Annotated in this window: 14 protein-coding genes and 1 tRNA gene; 13 read left to right on the forward strand and 2 right to left on the reverse strand. The window is 48.4% G+C overall.

The features are described 5' to 3' along the window. Nucleotides 1-4: 4 nt before the first annotated feature. The 4 genes from uraD (at nucleotide 5) to HBA93_RS02380 (ending at nucleotide 4094) form a co-directional block, all read left to right on the forward strand. Nucleotides 5-526, forward strand: coding sequence for a 2-oxo-4-hydroxy-4-carboxy-5-ureidoimidazoline decarboxylase (uraD, locus tag HBA93_RS02365; protein ID WP_221722217.1), 522 nt, complete (start codon nucleotides 5-7; stop codon nucleotides 524-526). A gap of 27 nt (nucleotides 527-553) precedes the next feature. Then, complete coding sequence (gene uraH, locus HBA93_RS02370; protein WP_121991886.1) at nucleotides 554-910, forward strand: hydroxyisourate hydrolase; 357 nt, start codon at nucleotides 554-556, stop codon at nucleotides 908-910. An 82-nt stretch (nucleotides 911-992) separates the two neighbouring features. After that, nucleotides 993-1814, forward strand: coding sequence for a DUF2793 domain-containing protein (locus HBA93_RS02375; RefSeq protein WP_221722218.1), 822 nt, complete (start codon nucleotides 993-995; stop codon nucleotides 1812-1814). Between the two features lie 414 nt (nucleotides 1815-2228). Beyond that, the gene (locus HBA93_RS02380; RefSeq protein WP_221722219.1) at nucleotides 2229-4094 is read left to right on the forward strand and encodes a polysaccharide biosynthesis protein; all 1866 of its coding nucleotides are present in this window, start codon (nucleotides 2229-2231) and stop codon (nucleotides 4092-4094) included. Here the strand turns inward: HBA93_RS02380 and HBA93_RS02385 are convergent, their stop codons facing one another. After that, nucleotides 4095-5081 carry an MraY family glycosyltransferase gene (locus tag HBA93_RS02385; RefSeq protein WP_502910019.1) on the reverse strand — a complete coding sequence of 329 codons (987 nt, stop codon included), beginning with the start codon at nucleotides 5079-5081 and terminating at the stop codon, nucleotides 4095-4097. It lies immediately after the preceding gene. Between the two features lie 336 nt (nucleotides 5082-5417). On the opposite strand from HBA93_RS02385, the gene HBA93_RS02390 reads away from it, so the two are divergent. From HBA93_RS02390 to HBA93_RS02415, 6 genes are all read left to right on the forward strand, one after another. Beyond that, nucleotides 5418-5492, forward strand: a tRNA-Gln gene (locus HBA93_RS02390). 438 nt (nucleotides 5493-5930) lie between these two features. Then, complete coding sequence (locus tag HBA93_RS02395) at nucleotides 5931-7085, forward strand: GGDEF domain-containing protein (protein ID WP_121991756.1); 1155 nt, start codon at nucleotides 5931-5933, stop codon at nucleotides 7083-7085. Nucleotides 7086-7360: 275 nt separating this feature from the next. Beyond that, complete coding sequence (locus HBA93_RS02400) at nucleotides 7361-8107, forward strand: DUF2865 domain-containing protein (RefSeq protein WP_221722221.1); 747 nt, start codon at nucleotides 7361-7363, stop codon at nucleotides 8105-8107. A 589-nt stretch (nucleotides 8108-8696) separates the two neighbouring features. Continuing rightward, entirely contained in the window at nucleotides 8697-9704 is a 1008-nt protein-coding gene (locus tag HBA93_RS02405) for an ABC transporter substrate-binding protein (RefSeq protein ID WP_121991754.1), read from the forward strand. A gap of 226 nt (nucleotides 9705-9930) precedes the next feature. Beyond that, nucleotides 9931-11001 (forward strand): ABC transporter ATP-binding protein, encoded by a 1071-nt coding sequence (locus HBA93_RS02410; protein ID WP_221722222.1) that lies wholly within the window; start codon nucleotides 9931-9933, stop codon nucleotides 10999-11001. Continuing rightward, nucleotides 10998-12692 (forward strand): ABC transporter permease subunit, encoded by a 1695-nt coding sequence (locus HBA93_RS02415; protein WP_221722223.1) that lies wholly within the window; start codon nucleotides 10998-11000, stop codon nucleotides 12690-12692. The genes HBA93_RS02410 and HBA93_RS02415 overlap by 4 nt, the downstream gene beginning before the upstream one ends. A gap of 68 nt (nucleotides 12693-12760) precedes the next feature. Here the strand turns inward: HBA93_RS02415 and HBA93_RS02420 are convergent, their stop codons facing one another. Next, the gene (locus tag HBA93_RS02420; RefSeq protein WP_221722224.1) at nucleotides 12761-13948 is read right to left on the reverse strand and encodes a pyridoxal phosphate-dependent aminotransferase; all 1188 of its coding nucleotides are present in this window, start codon (nucleotides 13946-13948) and stop codon (nucleotides 12761-12763) included. 239 nt (nucleotides 13949-14187) lie between these two features. On the opposite strand from HBA93_RS02420, the gene HBA93_RS02425 reads away from it, so the two are divergent. From HBA93_RS02425 to HBA93_RS02435, 3 genes are all read left to right on the forward strand, one after another. After that, on the forward strand, nucleotides 14188-14430 hold the full coding sequence (locus HBA93_RS02425) for a hypothetical protein (protein WP_221722225.1): 243 nt from the start codon (nucleotides 14188-14190) through the stop codon (nucleotides 14428-14430). Nucleotides 14431-14501: 71 nt separating this feature from the next. Further along, entirely contained in the window at nucleotides 14502-15089 is a 588-nt protein-coding gene (locus tag HBA93_RS02430; RefSeq protein WP_122093371.1) for a hypothetical protein, read from the forward strand. A 154-nt stretch (nucleotides 15090-15243) separates the two neighbouring features. After that, nucleotides 15244-16542 carry an extracellular solute-binding protein gene (locus HBA93_RS02435; protein WP_221722226.1) on the forward strand — a complete coding sequence of 433 codons (1299 nt, stop codon included), beginning with the start codon at nucleotides 15244-15246 and terminating at the stop codon, nucleotides 16540-16542. Nucleotides 16543-16575 lie beyond the last annotated feature (33 nt).

The raw sequence follows: 16575 nt of genomic DNA on the forward strand, positions 1-16575 counted from the left end.
CGTTATGAATTTGCAGGAATTGAATAGCTTACCTGAGGCAGATTTTATCGCTGCGCTGGGCGGTATTTTCGAACATTCCCCTTGGGTGGCAGAAGCTGTGGCGGGAGACAGGCCGTTCGCTTCTGTTTCTGCCTTGCATCAGGCAATGGTGCAGGCAGTTGAAAAAGCAGGTGTGGCCAGGCAATTGACGCTGATCCGTGCGCATCCCGATCTGGCGGGGAAAGCTGCCCGTGCAGGCAATCTGACTGATGCTTCCACTAACGAGCAGAAGGAGGCAGGGCTCGACCGGCTGGATGATGCGGAATATGAGCGGTTTCATCGCCTGAATGATGCCTATAAGCAGCGCTTTGACTTTCCTTTTATTCTTGCAGTGCGTGGTTTCGACGGCAAAGGGCATGACAAGCATTCGATCCTTGCCAGCTTCGAAAGCCGTTTGCAGAATACACCGGAGCAGGAAATTTCTGAGGCACTGCGGCAGATTGCGCGTATCGCAGAACTGCGGCTGGGGGATATGCTTGACCAATAAAATATATGCAGCAGAAAAGGTATGGTTATGGCAAAACTCTCAACCCATGTTCTTGATACTGCCCATGGCAAACCGGCTGCCGCAATGCGTCTTGAGCTTTATCGGGTGAAGGGCAGTGGTGAGCTGGAACTGATTAAACGGACGGCAACCAATCTTGATGGCCGTACCGATGAACTGCTGCTCAATGAGACAGAAATGTGCATAGGCACTTATGAAATTCAGTTTCATGTGGCCGAATATTTTGAATCGCAAGGTGCGGATCAGGCGAAGCCGCCATTTCTTGATTTGATTCCGATCCGGTTTGCGATTGCTGATGAGAGTGCCAATTATCATGTACCGCTGCTGGTCAGCCCGTGGGCCTATTCCACCTATCGCGGCAGTTAAGGGCCTGACGGGGTAAATCTATCCCCGTCTTTCATTTTATCCGTAGACTTTTTTCGTCATTAAACAGCGGGAAACAGCGGATATGGAAACAACCCCTAATCTGAAAATGCCTTATATTCTGCCCAGTCAGGCGCAGAAGCACGTCACGCATAATGAAGCTCTGCGTTATCTCGATGCTCTTTTGCATCTGTCTGTTTTAAGCCGGCAATATTCCTCACCACCGGCAACTGCGCAGGAAGGTGATCGCTACCTTGTGCCAGCAGGGGCTGCGGGTTTATGGGAGGGGCAGGTGGGTAATCTTGCTGCTTTCATGGATGGCGAATGGTTCTTCTTCGTACCTTTGCGCGGATGGATCATGCATATTGCCGATGAAAATGCACTATTCATATTTACCGACAGTCAATGGCGGGCGCTTCTGAATCCGCAGCCTATGGCCGGCATCAACACGGAAGCTGATGCTTATAATCGTCTGGCTGTAGCCTCTGATGCAGTTTTGTTGACACACAATGGCGCAGGGCATCAGTTGAAAATCAATAAAAACCTACGCGAGAATACAGCCTCTCTTTTGTTTCAGAGTAACTGGACCGGTTATGCTGAAATGGGAATCACCGGTGAAAACAATTTCAGCATTAAAGTTGCTGATGATAGCGGGCAATGGCGGCAGGCATTGCGGATTGATAGTGCAAGCGGAAATATAGCAATAGGCTCAGTCTGGCCAACAGTGCCTTTGCATGTCGACGGGGCGATTCGTCCCGGAAATTATGAAGCAGGCATTTTACCGGATGCTGAACAAAGCGGTGCCGGAGCACTTATCTTTATAAAAACTGATCAGGTCAGGAAGCTTGCTTTCAGCGATGGTCAGCAGTGGCTTTGGATCGATAATAATCAGCCGGTTACTTTATAGCATTGTTAATATTACATGATTTTGTTGCGCGGTTTCTAAAAAGTACCAACTGATTTAGCTTGTCAGACCGCGCAACTGAAACGAAACTGGTGAATCATAAATGCTGAATAAATTTCTTTTACGAAATCCATGAAAGCTTGATTGGTAAGGCAGAGACCGATGGTTCAATTTAGAAAAATTGAAGAAAAACAATAGTTTTTGTTTTTCGGTCATTCATTGCCTTTCTGCTTGGATTTTTTGTGAATACAGGGAGATTGGCTGGTTTTGATATAAGTATTTTGTTAGTCAGTATGAGTGATACATTTAAATAAATTCAAATACTTGATTGATTTCATCATGTTATTTTGTTGCCCGATTGTATTTGTGAAAGCAGGGGATGAATTTTGCTGAAGAATAAGGTGAGAGACTGACCATATGAAAACAGCAAGTTTTTCCAGACGGATTGCAGGACTTCCGCGATTTGTAAAGCAGCTTATCATGCTTGGCATGGATGTGACCTTGCTGCTGCTTGGCGTTTATGTTGCTTATGTTCTGCGCTACGGTTTCCTGTTCGTACCGAATATCAAGCAAATATTGCTGATGCTTGTAGCGCCGCTGGTCGCTGTGCCTGTTTTTATCCGCTATGGTCTTTATCGTTCAGTTATCCGCTATCTTCCGGAAAAGGCGATTTGGTCTATCTTTCAGGCAACTGCCGTTGCGGCTTTACTGTGGGTTGCTGTAGCCTTCCTGACCGAAATGACCGGCGGAACGGGCGTTCCGCGTTCTGTTCCTTTGATCTACTGGTTGGTGATTACTATTTTGGTTTCCATCTCCCGTTTCGGAGCCAAATGGATTTTGCGCGACAGTACAGGGCCTGTGTCACGGGAAGTGGCTTTGATCATTGGCACCGGTGAGGCAGCGCAGCAGCTGGCAGCGGCATTGCGAGTTCATCGTGACACTTATGTGGCCGGTTTTATTGACCGGGATCCGTCATTGCTCGGTATGGATATTGCGGGAACCCGTGTTTATGCACCGGCATCTATAGATGATCTGGTTAAGAATTATGGTGTTTGTCAGGTTGTTATTTCGGATCCGTCGATGGGAGAGGCGGAGCGAAAAGCCTATGCCAGTATTTTGGGGCGCCTGAAAATTCGCACCAGTATTTTGCCACCGATTGCAGATTTGTCGCGTGGGAAATATCTGGTTGGTGCACTGCGTAATATTGAAATTGATGATTTGCTGGGGCGCTCGCCGGTGCCGCCGGATGAGGCAATGTTGCAGTCGATGATTGAGGGGCGCTCAATCATGGTGACAGGCGCGGGCGGTTCTATCGGCAGTGAATTGTGCAGCACTATTATAAACTGGAAGCCGCGCAAGCTGGTTTTATTCGAAGTCGGGGAATTTGCGCTCTATCAGCTGGAGCGTAAACTGAAATCTGTCGCGCATTGCGAAATCGTTCCGGTATTGGGTTCTGTAACTCAGCAGGAATTATTAGAGAACGTCATACGCTCTCATGGGATTGATACGATTTATCATTGTGCAGCCTATAAGCATGTACCTTTGGTTGAGGCGAACCCGCTTGAAGGTATCCGCAATAATGTCATGGGCACGAAGGCTGTTGCTGACGCCGCGCTGAAAACCGGCGTGGAGCGCTTTGTTTTGATTTCATCAGATAAAGCCGTTCGTCCGACAAATGTAATGGGTGCAACGAAAAGATGGGCAGAATTTGTTATCCGTCATTATGGAGACCTTGCGCAGCAAAAAGGTGCAGCACAGTCATTTTCGAGTGTGCGTTTTGGTAATGTTTTAGGGTCTAATGGTTCGGTTGTACCGCTGTTTCGTGAACAGATTGCTGCAGGAGGTCCCGTAACACTGACCGATGAAAATATGACCCGTTATTTTATGTCGATCCGTGAGGCGGCAGAGCTGATTATTCAGTCTGGTGCGGTAATTAAAAGTGGCGAGACGGCTTTGCTGGAAATGGGAAGTCCGGTGAAAATCAGAGATTTGGCTGAAAATATGATCCTTATGGCCGGATTATCTGTGCGTGATATTAAAAATCCTGACGGGGATATTGCAATTCGGGTGACCGGTATTCGTGAAGGTGAGAAGCTTTACGAAGAACTGTTCTATGATCCGGACAAAGCATTGCGCACCCGCCATCCTAAAATACTTTGTGCGGAAAAACGCGGTACAAAAGCCAGCGAGATACCGCAGCGCCTGCCGCAGATGCAACAGTTCCTTAATAACAACGATGCGGAAGGCGCTAAAGCACTGCTGTTCGATTACATCCGTCAGTAATCAAACTGTTTTGCGGAAAAACAGGATTAGCAGTGTTGTAAGCACAATTGCGCCTATCAGGCCGGATAGCTGCCCCATAAAGGTGCCGGACCATAATACGGCTGCTGTGATTATGCCCAATATCAGATTGAGCATCGCTAGGTTGCCGGTAACAAAATATACGGATTTTCCTGAACGTTTTGCGATCTGATAGGCATGGGAAGAGTGAGCCTGTAATATGTTCTCACCCTTGCTGAGACGTAGAATAATCGTGCTGCCTGCGTCGAGAATATAATAAAGCGGCAGAATGAGAGCGGGAATAATGCCTGCTTGTCCGGCAAAGAGCAGAAACACTGCACCGGTAATCAGACCAAGTGGCAGACTGCCGGAATCACCGAGAAAGATTGAGGCTGGCGGGCGGTTAAAAACTGCAAATCCTGCGAGAGCGCCAGCCATCGCCAGACTAATAGCTGGTATTGCAGGTTCTTGAAGAAATATGGACGAAAGAATTCCGAGCAGGAATAATGGAATTCCAATTCCGGTGACAGTCAGCCAGTCCAGACCGTCCATAAAGTTGGCGACATTAATACTGCCGAGGATGGCGATGGTCAAAAGCAGTATCTCGAGCCAATAGGAAAGAAGCTCGGATAGGAGCCGGAAATCAGCGCCTAAACTGTAAACAGCAAACATTGCGGCGAGAAGCTGCAGAGGAAGTCTTGCACGTACAGACAGTTCTTTTTGGTCATCCAAATAGCCGGTAACCCAGACTAGCGTGGCCGCAATGATCAGGCTGATGCTCATCCGTGCTGGTATCATTTCCGATAGGCCAAAAATAATAAGTGCAAATATGAAAACCGGAATACAGGATAATCCGCCGATTTGTCTGGCGGGAACAGAATGGTTGGAGCGCGGATTGAAGCCTGCAGAAAGAAAACCTGCAGGAAGCCTGTGTTTTAAAATTAGGAGCAGGAGCGTGGAAAAGATGAAGCAAAGAGGAAAAATCCACAGATAAGCTGACAAGCTGCTGTCTCCCAAGGGGTAAGATAATCCGGCAAGCGGTTGGATGTGGTATCTAATCTGAAGCAGGTTGCCTGAACCCGCCAAAAAAATCGGATCGCAGTCAAACTTTCTCAAGTGATATTGTCTTTACGCGTTTGTGAACAGCTTTTCCAGAACGTTGAGGAGCGCTAAAGTTGTGAAATGGTGGTGGTGAAATGTATTTTTGACATCAGAGAAATTTGCTTTGTTTTAAAATGTAAAAATCTGATTTCAATGCATTGCACAATGGATTTCTTGCGGCTATAAGCCGGTTCATCCGCCACGGAATCTCTCCGTGATTTGTTTTGGGGCGTAGCCAAGCGGTAAGGCAGCGGTTTTTGGTACCGCCATCCCCTGGTTCGAATCCAGGCGCCCCAGCCAATTTTCCCCGCATCACGATTTTACGCATTTCAGAGTGCAGTAATTTTTTCGCATCTTAAAAACTTTGTATTCGTAATGCTGTCACTACGCTGGCTATCTTCAACTTGGATATGTACTGGGAGCAGAATGGATAAAACTAAGTTTTTTATAATATAGTTTAAACAGTCTGTCTGAACTCAATAATATTAAGTTTTTCTGAAATATATCTTATTTTGTTATCTGCTATTCAAAATATCGCTTTTTGCGTTAAAAGATGATAGCGGGATATTTTTGCATAATGTTATGGAAATGTGATGCTCTCTGACATGGCGGCACACCTTATGAATATGTTTGGTTTACAGAGCCGCATACTGACATCTTCCCCTTGACGGGCAGGACTCTGAGATAAAGCGCATTCCGGGAGTATTTCGTTTGTCGACGTGAAGGATTTGATTGTCGATGCCCATTCAATACCTGGCAGATATTGATCCAAATTCATTATTTACCGTAAACGCTATTTCTCTGGCAGCGTTTGCGATTGCTTTCTTTTGTATCTGGCTGAAGCAGCGTGACAGAACCTACTGGTTATACTGGGTGGCAGCGAATACAGTTTTGTCTGTAGGTTTTACAGCATTTGTTATTATTGATCGTACAAAGATGTTGCAATTGATTGTTGTAAACAGCTTTATGGTCATGGGGATAGCGCTGCGATGGCAGGCTTTGCGCAGTTTTTTTTACCGTAAAAATTATATTGAGATTAATTTACTCATTATCTTGATTTTACTGCTGCCTTATCTGTTTTCGGCCTATCTGAGCAACAGATTCATATTTGGTTTTGTCAATTTTATTTTTCTGGTTGAAATCATTTTGGTTATTCGTGAGCTGGTTCGGCCGAACGGTGAGACTTTGCCATCCCGCTGGGGGTTGATTATTGCTTACGGAATTGTGGGCGGTGCATTTGTCTCACGCGTGTTGCAGGGATGGATCTTGGGGCCGCAAAATATGACCCTGTTGCCGCAAGACGGCTTTCTTACAGCTATGCTTCTGATAATTTCGGTGCATATTGTTGCGAGCGGTGCCTTCGCGATATCGATTGCCTATGAACGCGGAATTTCTGAGCTCAAGCAGATGGCTCTGCTTGATCAGCTGACAGGTCTGTATAACCGCCGGGCTTTCGAGCTGACTTTGGCGGAGCGTGATCCTGCGGATGGTTCACTCGCTTTGATTTTGCTGGATATCGATCATTTTAAGCGGATTAACGACCAGTTCGGTCATGCTGCCGGTGATATTGCTTTGCAGCGTTTTTCCGGAATTCTGATGACAGTTTTCCGGAAAAAAGACTTTATTGCCCGTATAGGCGGAGAAGAATTTGCTGTCATTCTGCCCGATACGGCGATGAGCGAAGCCTATGAATTTGCCGAGCGTGTTCGTCAGGCAGCCGAGAATGATGCGTTTGAGCATGGTGACGGTATTGTGCGCCTGACAATTAGCGCCGGGGTCTGTCAGGCAGTGGCAGGTGTAACCTCTTTTTCCGATATGACAAAAAAAGCAGACATCAGCCTGTATATAGCTAAAAATAATGGTCGTAACCGGGTTGAAATATTTGCTACATGATTCACCGGTAAAGCTTTGTAATTCTTTGCTCAATTCGGCCGTTATATAAACATGCGGAGGGGACTGTGGTTAAGTGGAGGATGTCAAAAAGGTTCTGTGTTCCGGTTGTGACTGCGCTTATGGTGCGTTGGATTACGTTCCGTCAGATATTGCTTCTCATACTTACCCTGATTGTAACGGGCGTAGTCTCTCCTGCTCTTGCTGCGACATGTTCTGATAATTCGCTGATTGCTGCCGATATAATTTTAAAGCGCCAATTAACTGCCTTGAAAAATATGGAACGCGGCCGGAAATGTACGGCTGAAAATGCTCAAGGCGGCTTTTTTAATGCTTGCCGTGATTTAGCTCAGCGGCGCGGTGACATACAAAAGCAGTTACAGAAAAGTGCTGCGGCACTGGCAAAATGCAGTGGTACATCTGCCGTTGCAGTAATATCAAAACCAAGCGGGCAGGGCAGTAAAACCCAGCTTGCCAAAAATACCAATCTGTTTGGCGGCCAATATTCAGGGACACCATTATTATTTTGTGTGCGTCTGTCTGACGGATATTATTTTCCGGCGCCGCATTCACAATATGCCCGAAGTGATAAGATCAAAGAGACTTTGGCGCAGTGCCGTTTCATTTGCGAAACACCTGACGTCAATTTGTATATTTTGAGCGATCCTGCTGCCGAAACGGCAGATATGGTATCTGTCGATAAGCGTGAATCTTATGTCAATCTGAGCTCTGCTTATGCCTATCAGGCCTCAGAGAGTTTTCAGAAATGTAACTGGGCAAAATATTTTTCCTATATTGAACAGGTGCGGACAAGCTCCGGAAAATCCAGGAAAAAAACCATTATATCTGAAAAGCCGGTGAGTGTGCCGGTTTCGGTTCCGGTTATTGAAAACGATATATCCGACCGCACTGTACGGATTGTCGGGCCTGCTTTTTTACAGGACGGTAATGACAGGCTGGCCAATCTGGGAAGCAGGCGGGAGCAGCCGGCGGCTGGCACAGAGGTTTTTAACAGTACAGAGTGATCGATTTTGTCTCATGAGAGAACTGGTCAGATGCGATATTTATTGCCGTTAAAAGGACAATAAATATCGTAGTTTTAATGCTTGTTTGTTGAAATGTTTATTATGACAAAATGCGCTGTTTTTTGCCGCTTACGGACATGCGCATGAACCAAAGCACAGGCACAGTTTTGAGATTATCCTGATGGGGACGGCTTTTGATCCGTTGCTCGGCTCTGATTTTTATACAAGATCGTGAATGCAATGCCGGTGTGGAAAACACGCCTGTAGCCACAGACTTTAGAGTATTCCGTCGTTAAATGGTCTCATTCAACGGCCGCGATAATATGACCAATCCGGAATTCGGAAGCTGACCTGACAGATTTACTTTTCTGTGAGGTTGTGCGGAGCATTGTTTAAAGAATGGTCTCATTTTGAGATCATGTTAATGCGACCAATGAAGCAACGGGAATGAATGCAGCGGGAGGGGGCACGCGCAGTGTGTTCCGGTGTGTTTTCAAAATTTCGCATTGATATCTGTGGCTATTTCATCATTATGTGCGGGAACTTTTTATAAAAACTCAAACAAAATCCATGGGATGGGGGCTTTGATATGCGCAAGACTTATCTGAAAACTCTGGGTGCGCTGGCCGCAACTTTGATGGCCGGTTCTGCACTGGCCGAGACGCTGACGGTTTATACTGTTTATGAAGAAGATGAGGCCGCAGCTTTCCTCGCCGAGGCGAAAAAAGCTTTGCCTGATCTGGATATTAATATGCTGCGCCTTTCCAACGGCGACCTTGTTGCGCGTATCATTGCCGAACAGGCAAATCCGCAACATGACGTGCTGTGGGGCGTTGCAGTTACCTCGCTGTTCAATCCTGAAATTATTAAAACGCTGGAGCCTTATAAACCTGCGAATATCGATGCTGTACCTGCACAATTCCGTGACAAGGAAGACCGCTGGTTTGCGGTTACCGGTTATATGGCTGCTTTTTGCGTCAACAATGAGCGCCTGAAATCCAAAGGCCTGACAATGCCGAAGTCATGGGCCGATCTGACTGACCCTGCCTTTAAAGGTGAAGTGGTGATGCCAAACCCTGCATCATCCGGTACCGGCTATATCCAGATTGACTCGCTGATCCAGCAGATGGGCGAAGAAAAGGGCTGGGCTTTCCTCGACAGTCTGGACAAGAACGTAGCGCAATATATCAAATCCGGTTCCAAGCCGTGCAACGTCGCTTCAATGGGCGAATATACTGTGGGTGCCTCTTTTGAGCTGCGCGCAATCAAGAATATTGCCGAGGGCTATCCGATTACCATGGTAATCCCGTCGGAAGGCGCAGGTAATGAGCTGGAAGCCAATGCGCTGGTCTCAACATCCAAGAACAAAGACGCAGCTAAGCGTTTTCTGGACTGGACTGTGAGCAAGCAGGCTGCCGACGAATATTACAAGTGGAAAGCCATTGTAACGATTCCGGGCGGCGCAATGCCGGACAAGTTCAAAGAAGCCGGTCTTCCTGAAGATGTGTCCAAGGTTATGTATGCAGTTGATTTCAAAGCCGCAGCCGATGATCGCACAAAGATCATTGAAACATGGCAGAAGAAATACGAGCGTTAATTGTTAAACAGACCGGACAGCCTTGCAGCTGTCCGGTCTTGTTCTTTATCTTCAAAAGTTTCGAACGAACTGCTTTCTGCGCCGTAAAAAATATATGAAAAGCAAAGATTTAAAGCTGTCGCTTGAATCAGTCTGACAAGCATCTGCATGAAATGTCATGCATCGGGGAATGCGCAGGGATTTTCATCTGCGCCCATAAAAACAAAATACCAAAGGAAATATACCAATGGATTTGAACATTCAGAATGTCATTAAAAGCTATGGCGCAGTGAAAGCCCTTGATAATGTTTCTCTGAATATTCCGCATGGTTCTCTGGTATGTTTTCTCGGGCCTTCCGGTTGCGGCAAGACAACCTTGCTGCGTGCTGTTGCGGGGCTGGAAGATATAGATTCCGGCAGGATTATGCTGGGTGACAATGACTTGTCACATTCGCCCGCGCGGTCGCGTAATTTCGGCGTTGTGTTTCAGTCCTATTCGCTGTTCCCGCATATGACGGCGGCGCGCAATATTGCCTACGGGCTTGAGTGCCGGAACTGGACAAAAGCACAGATCGCAGCGCGTGTGCGTGAAATGCTGGATCTGGTGCATCTGGCTAATCAGGCCGAAAAACTACCGGCGCAAATGTCCGGCGGTCAGCAGCAGCGTATTGCTATTGCCCGCGCACTGGCTCCCAATCCGTCACTCTTGCTGCTTGATGAGCCGCTTTCCGCGCTGGATGCAAAGGTGCGTGAGGAATTGCGCAATGAAATCCGCGCGCTGCAAAAGCGGGTTGGTATTACCACCATTATGGTCACACACGATCAGGAAGAAGCTTTGGCTATGGCTGATGTGATCGTGGTGATGAAAGACGGACATATTGAGCAAACCGGTACGCCGCAGACGCTCTATCAGCAGCCTTTAACCAGCTTTGTTGCAGATTTTATCGGCCGTATGAATATTTTGCCGCTGGATAAAGTTGCCGGTAACAGCCTGCATTTTGCAGATAAAGTGCTCAAGCTGGATACCGCAGCAGAGTCCCGCTCCGTACCTGTGAGTAAAGTCGGTATCCGTCCTGAGGCTGTCAGTCTGCTGCCTGCAACGCAAACCATGCCGGATGATAATCATTTTCCGGCAACAATCCGCAGCCAGATTTATCTGGGGCATATATCGCGGCTGGAAGTAGTGCCGGATAAACGGCCGGATGTTAAAATCAGTGTGGAAATGCACGGCACCTCCAACAGAGCAGGGTACTTGCCGCAAACAGGTGATGCAGTAACGCTGCACCTGCCTGCAGATGCTTTACGGGTGCTGTCATGAGCAGCGCTGAGGCTTCTGTAACCACAACGACCGGTGCCGGTTTAAAGCGCGGTCTGTTCAGCGATAATTTTATGTCATGGGCTGTCACTATTGGTGTCACAGCACTGATCCTGATTTTCCTTGTTATGCCGCTTTGGGCAATTTTGGTGCTGGGTTTCAGCACGCCGGAAGGTTTTGGTCTCGGCAATTTTACCCGCACTTTCACAACCGCGCGTTTCTGGACGCTGGTGCTGAACAGTCTTGGTATGGCACTGACCTGTACCATTATTGTGACCGGCATGGCCTATGCCTATGCCTATACGCTGCAGCGTGCCCATGTACCGTTTAAATCCCTGTTACGGATGGCGGCACTTATTCCGCTCTTTGCTCCGTCACTTGTGCAGGCGCAGGGGCTGGTGCTGCTGCTCGGTCGTAACGGTATTCTCAACCGCTGGATGGGCATGGATATTGATATCTATGGTTTCTGGGGGGTGGTGATTGCCAATGCGCTTTATGCTTTCCCCTATGCTTTCCTGATCCTCTCGGCAGCGCTGGCTGTCAGCGATGCGCGGCTGCATGAGAGTGCGGAAGTGCTGGGGGCAGGGCCATGGCGCATTTTCCGTACGCAGACTTTACCCGCAACACGCTATGGTTTGGCTGCCGCCTGTTTCGTGGTGTTCAATCTGGTGATGACCGATTTTGGTAACCCGATGGTGATCGGCGGCGATTTCAACGTATTGGCTACGGAAGTCTATAATCAGGTGATCGGGCAGGCGCAGTTTGGTCTGGGTGCGGTTATCGGTATTGTGCTGCTGATGCCTGCCATTGCCGCCAAGATTGTTGAAAAACGCCTGACTAAACAGCAGCAGGCGCTGCTCACCTCACAGGCGCGGCCAATGGTTGTGCGTCCGTCTGGTAAACGTGATCTGCTGCTCGGGCTTTATGCTTATTTCACAATGGCGCTGATCCTGAGTGTCATTCTGATTGTGGTGCTGGCAAGCTTCGTCAAGCTCTGGCCATATAATATGAGCTTTACGCTTCAGCATTATCAGTTCGATGTGCAAAACGGCACTGCGCCTTTGTGGAACAGTGTGAAAATCAGTCTGGCAACGGCTGTGCTGGGCGTTGCAATTGCCGGTATGACTGCAATTGCGGTGCAGAAGTTCAAGAATCCGCTCACCGGCCCGCTGGCATTTCTGGCCATCTTGCCGTCAGCCGTTCCGGGTATGGTGCTGGGGCTTGGTTATGTGCTGGCCTTTAACAATCCGTCCAACCCGCTGCATTTCCTCTATGGCAGCTTTGCGCTGATCATTATTCTCAGTGTCTATTATAACCATGCCCACGCATTCCTGATTTCCTCAACCAGTCTGAAACAGATCAGCGGCTCGTTTGATGAAGCATCAACCATGCTCGGTGGCAGCGTGCTGACAACACTGCGTAAAGTGACACTGCCGCTGTTGTGGCCGACATTGCTGGGCGTGGGTGTTCTGTTCTTCATGCGCACCATGGTATCGCTGTCTGCGGTGATCTTTCTCACCACGCCGGCAACGCAGGTCGCTTCAATCTCAGTGCTGCAATTGTCTGATCGCGGGGCGGTCAATCAGGCGGCGGCTTTCTCGGTCTGTATTATGCTGATTGTGATTGCAGCTTTGCTGATCGTGCGCGGTATCCTCTGGGCATTTGGTGCCAAGCATGTGACACTGATCCGCTAAAACCGATATGAAAAACAAAAAAGCCCGCCTCATCACTGAGGCGGGCTTTTGAATTTACTACAAACCAATCAGGCCGCTTTTTCCAGCGTAATACGCTGTGCTAGCCGCACCATTCCGGCGCAGGCTGCATCAATCTGGTCATCTGCGACGCTGAGGCTGAGGCGCAGGAAGCCAACCAGATTGCTGCCGAAGGAATCGCCGGGCATTGTTGCAATCTTTTCTTCTTCCAGCAGGCGCATGGCAAACTCCGCACCGGTCATGCCGGTGGCGCGGATATCTGCCAGAATGAACATGCCTGCCTGCGGGATCTTGCAGGAAATTCCGGCCTGACCATCTAGCCGCTCGGAAATCATCTGCGCACGGCGGTAAAAATTCTCCAGCATTTGCTGAGCGGCTGTTGCAGGACGGTTAAGCGCATAGGCAGTCATATCCGCAATGAAAGGCTGCACGCCGAACAGTAAATATTCTGACAAAGGCAGCAGGCGATCCGTAAATTCTTCCGGTCCGATGCACCAGCCGCTGCGGAAGCCCGGCGCGGAATGGGATTTGGAAATCGAGGCAACCACAACGGTACGCTCGGCCAGTTCTGGCAGATCAAGCGGAGAAGCAAACTCACCCTCAAAGACCAGCAATTCATAAACCTCGTCGGAGATGATCCAGAGGTTGTGCTTGCGGCAGACTTCCCCGATGGCTGCGATTTCCTCACGGCTCAGCATGGCGCCGGTAGGGTTATGCGGTGAGTTGAGCAGCAGCACGCGCGAACGTGGTGTGATTGCTTTTTCCAGATCGGCAGCCTGCAGGCGGAAGCCGTTGGTTTTACTGACCGGCACATAGACCGGTGTGGCACCGGTTGCTTTAATCACGCCTTCATAAGTCGCATAGCACGGATTGGTGGTGATGACTTCATCACCTTTTTCGGCCAGACCAAGCATGGCAATTGCCAGTGCGCTTTGTGTGCCCGGAAAGCAGAGAATCTGCTGCTGGCTGATCTTGCGGCCGGTGCGCTTCGAATATTTGTCAGATAAAGCTGCAAGAATCGACGGCTCGCCGCGGCCACTGGTGTAGCGGGTGCGGCCTGCGCGCATGGAGCGGGCAGCCTCATCAATCATATCGGCGGGTGTCGGAATATCCGGTTCACCGATAGTCAGCTCTATAATATCTTCGCCTGCGGCTTTCAGCTCGCGGGCGCGCATATGGACAGCCCATTTGTGTGAGCCTTTACTGCTCAAACGCTCGGTAATACGCGCATAATGCATCTTGAGCGCTCCTCCGTATTTTTATTCATGCTTGCTGCATCTTTTAATAGTCCACGCGTTGTATCGCATGAACTGAAGATAAGACCAGTGTTGTTTCTGCATGACATCAGAAAAGTGCATAAATTATGATGGGAATTATTACGTCGCATTATAATGTATTAAAATCTTAAAGCTTGTCATGCGCGGGCAGAGTTTATAACGATCACTGATAATTTTATAATCTGACCGGTGAAACTTCTATGACCAATACCAATCTCACGCTTTTTATCTGCGACCTGCTGAGTGCCGCCGGTTCATTCACACTGCTGATCGGTTTGCTGGTCGTTCTGTTCTCCACATCCCTGCATGGTGATGCGGGTCAAAGCGATGACAAGGGCTTGGTTGTTAAAGCATCCAAACATTTCAGAACCGGTTTGATTCTGGCAATTCTGGGTGCGCTGCTCCTGACAATGTCGGCATCATTTGAGCTGATAGTTTATTAATGTACTGAACAACAGCCGGAGGGGATGTAATCCGGCAGTTGTAATACGCATATCCGGAGGGGAGCTTGCCAATGGCAGCGGATATTCTTGTCAGTCAGGCTGATGTTTTCTCGCATATGCGCATTATCAACGGCATGGGCATAAGCCTGTGCCTGTCGCGCTTGCTGGTCTTCGCGTCCAAATTTATTCAGCACCCTTCGAAGAACAAGATATCCTATATACACATCGGCTGGGTACTGGTCGTATTTTTATGGATTATTCAGTTCTGGTGGGATTATCTCATCGAGAGCAACAACAAAACCTACGACATTGTTACTTATATCTTAGAGCTGTTCTATGTCTTTGGTCTGTTTTTCATCTGCGTTACCCTGACGCCGGATGACATTAAAGAATACGGGGATTACGAGACCTATTTCTTTTCGAGAAAGAAATGGCTTTTTGCCCTCTTTATTTTCATCAACAGCATGCAGTCTTTCGAACAGATCAGAACAGCCTTCATTAAAAATGAAACTGATAATATGGTCGTTCTTCCGGTTATCATGGTGCTGGAAACCATCGTTATTCTGATTGCGATGAATATTAAGCGCAGGCGATTTCAATATGTGATGATAGGCCTGTTATTTTCCACGATCATTCTGGATTTCATTTTCCTGTCGTGAGGTAGGACAATTTAGGTTTGCACAGGGCAGGCAGTGGCAGATTTATGCAGCTCGCCGGTTTCGGTGTGTTTCATAAATCTGATTCATTCCTGTTAATTCGGTGTCATATCCACCCTCTATTGCGGAACCAGTTTTTCAACAAACGGGATCTGCAATGTTCAGAAAACTTTCTATCGCCGCTTTGACACTCACCGTCTCTGCTACATCGTCAATGGCTGCAACCAATATCAGCTGGTGGCATGGCATGGGCGGCGCGAATGCTGACGTGATTAATGAGATCTCCAAGCGCTTCAATGAATCCCAGCAGTCCTGCGCGCTGACACCGGTTTCCAAAGGCTCTTATGAAGAAGCTCTGGCCTCCGGCATTGCTGCATTCCGCTCCGGCGAACAGCCGAATATTCTTCAGGTTTTTGATGCCGGTGCAGCCACTATCATCAATGCAAAAGGCGCAACTGTTCCTGCTGAAGACCTGATCAACAATGCCGGTTACAAGTTTGATCGTGAAGCCTTTATCGAAGGCGTGCGCTATTTCTATGCGGCTCCGGATGGCAAATTCGTTGGTATGCCGTTCAACTCCTCCGCGCCGATCATGTATATCAACACGGATGCGTTGAAAAAGGCTGGTGTTGAAGCGCCGAAAACCTGGGAAGAGTTTGAAGCCATTGCGCCAAAGCTCAAAGAAGCAGGCTATATCCCGCTGACCGCTTCGCAGCTGACATGGCAGTTCACCGAGAACTTCTTCTCTCGTCAGAACATTCAGTTCGCCACCAATAATAACGGTTATGACAGCATTCAGGACACCAAACTCAATGTGACTGATCCGAACCTCATCATGATGTTCGATAAGCTGAAAGACTGGGCTGATAAAGGCTATTTCGGCTTCTACGGCGCGGGCTGGGCAGACAATCAGAAGCCTTTTGATGAAGGTAAAGTTGCTTTCTGGATTGGTTCTTCCGGTTCTTTCGGTGGTCTGCAGAAAACTGCCAAAATGGAATTCTCCGCCGACTTCCTGCCATACTGGAAAGCCGTTGACGGTGCAGGCACCAATACATTTATCGGTGGTGCGGCTCTGTTCGCCATGGCCGGTAAACCAGACGCAGAAAATAAATGCGTTGCTGACTTCTTCCAGTTCCTGACTTCGCCGGAAGTGCAGAAATATTATCATCAGGCAACCGGCTATGTGGCAATCACCAAAGCTGCATATGAACTGGCTAAATCTGAAGGCTATTACGAAAAGACACCGGTTGCCGAAGTCGGCATCAAGCAGCTGATGCTGCCGTCGGGTGAATGGTCGAAGGGGTACCGCCTCGGTTTCTACCCGCAGATCCGTACCATCATGGAACGCGAATATAACCGTATTTTCTCTGGTGAAACCACTGTTAAACAGGCTTTCGAGACAGTTGAAAAAGAAGGCAATGACTTGCTGACCCGTTTCGCAAAGACCGCGAACTAACAACTGAGATTTTCTCAATGTGATGAGCGGGGT

This window comes from Ochrobactrum sp. SFR4, from assembly GCF_019730395.1.
Classification (GTDB): Bacteria; Pseudomonadota; Alphaproteobacteria; order Rhizobiales; family Rhizobiaceae; genus Pseudochrobactrum.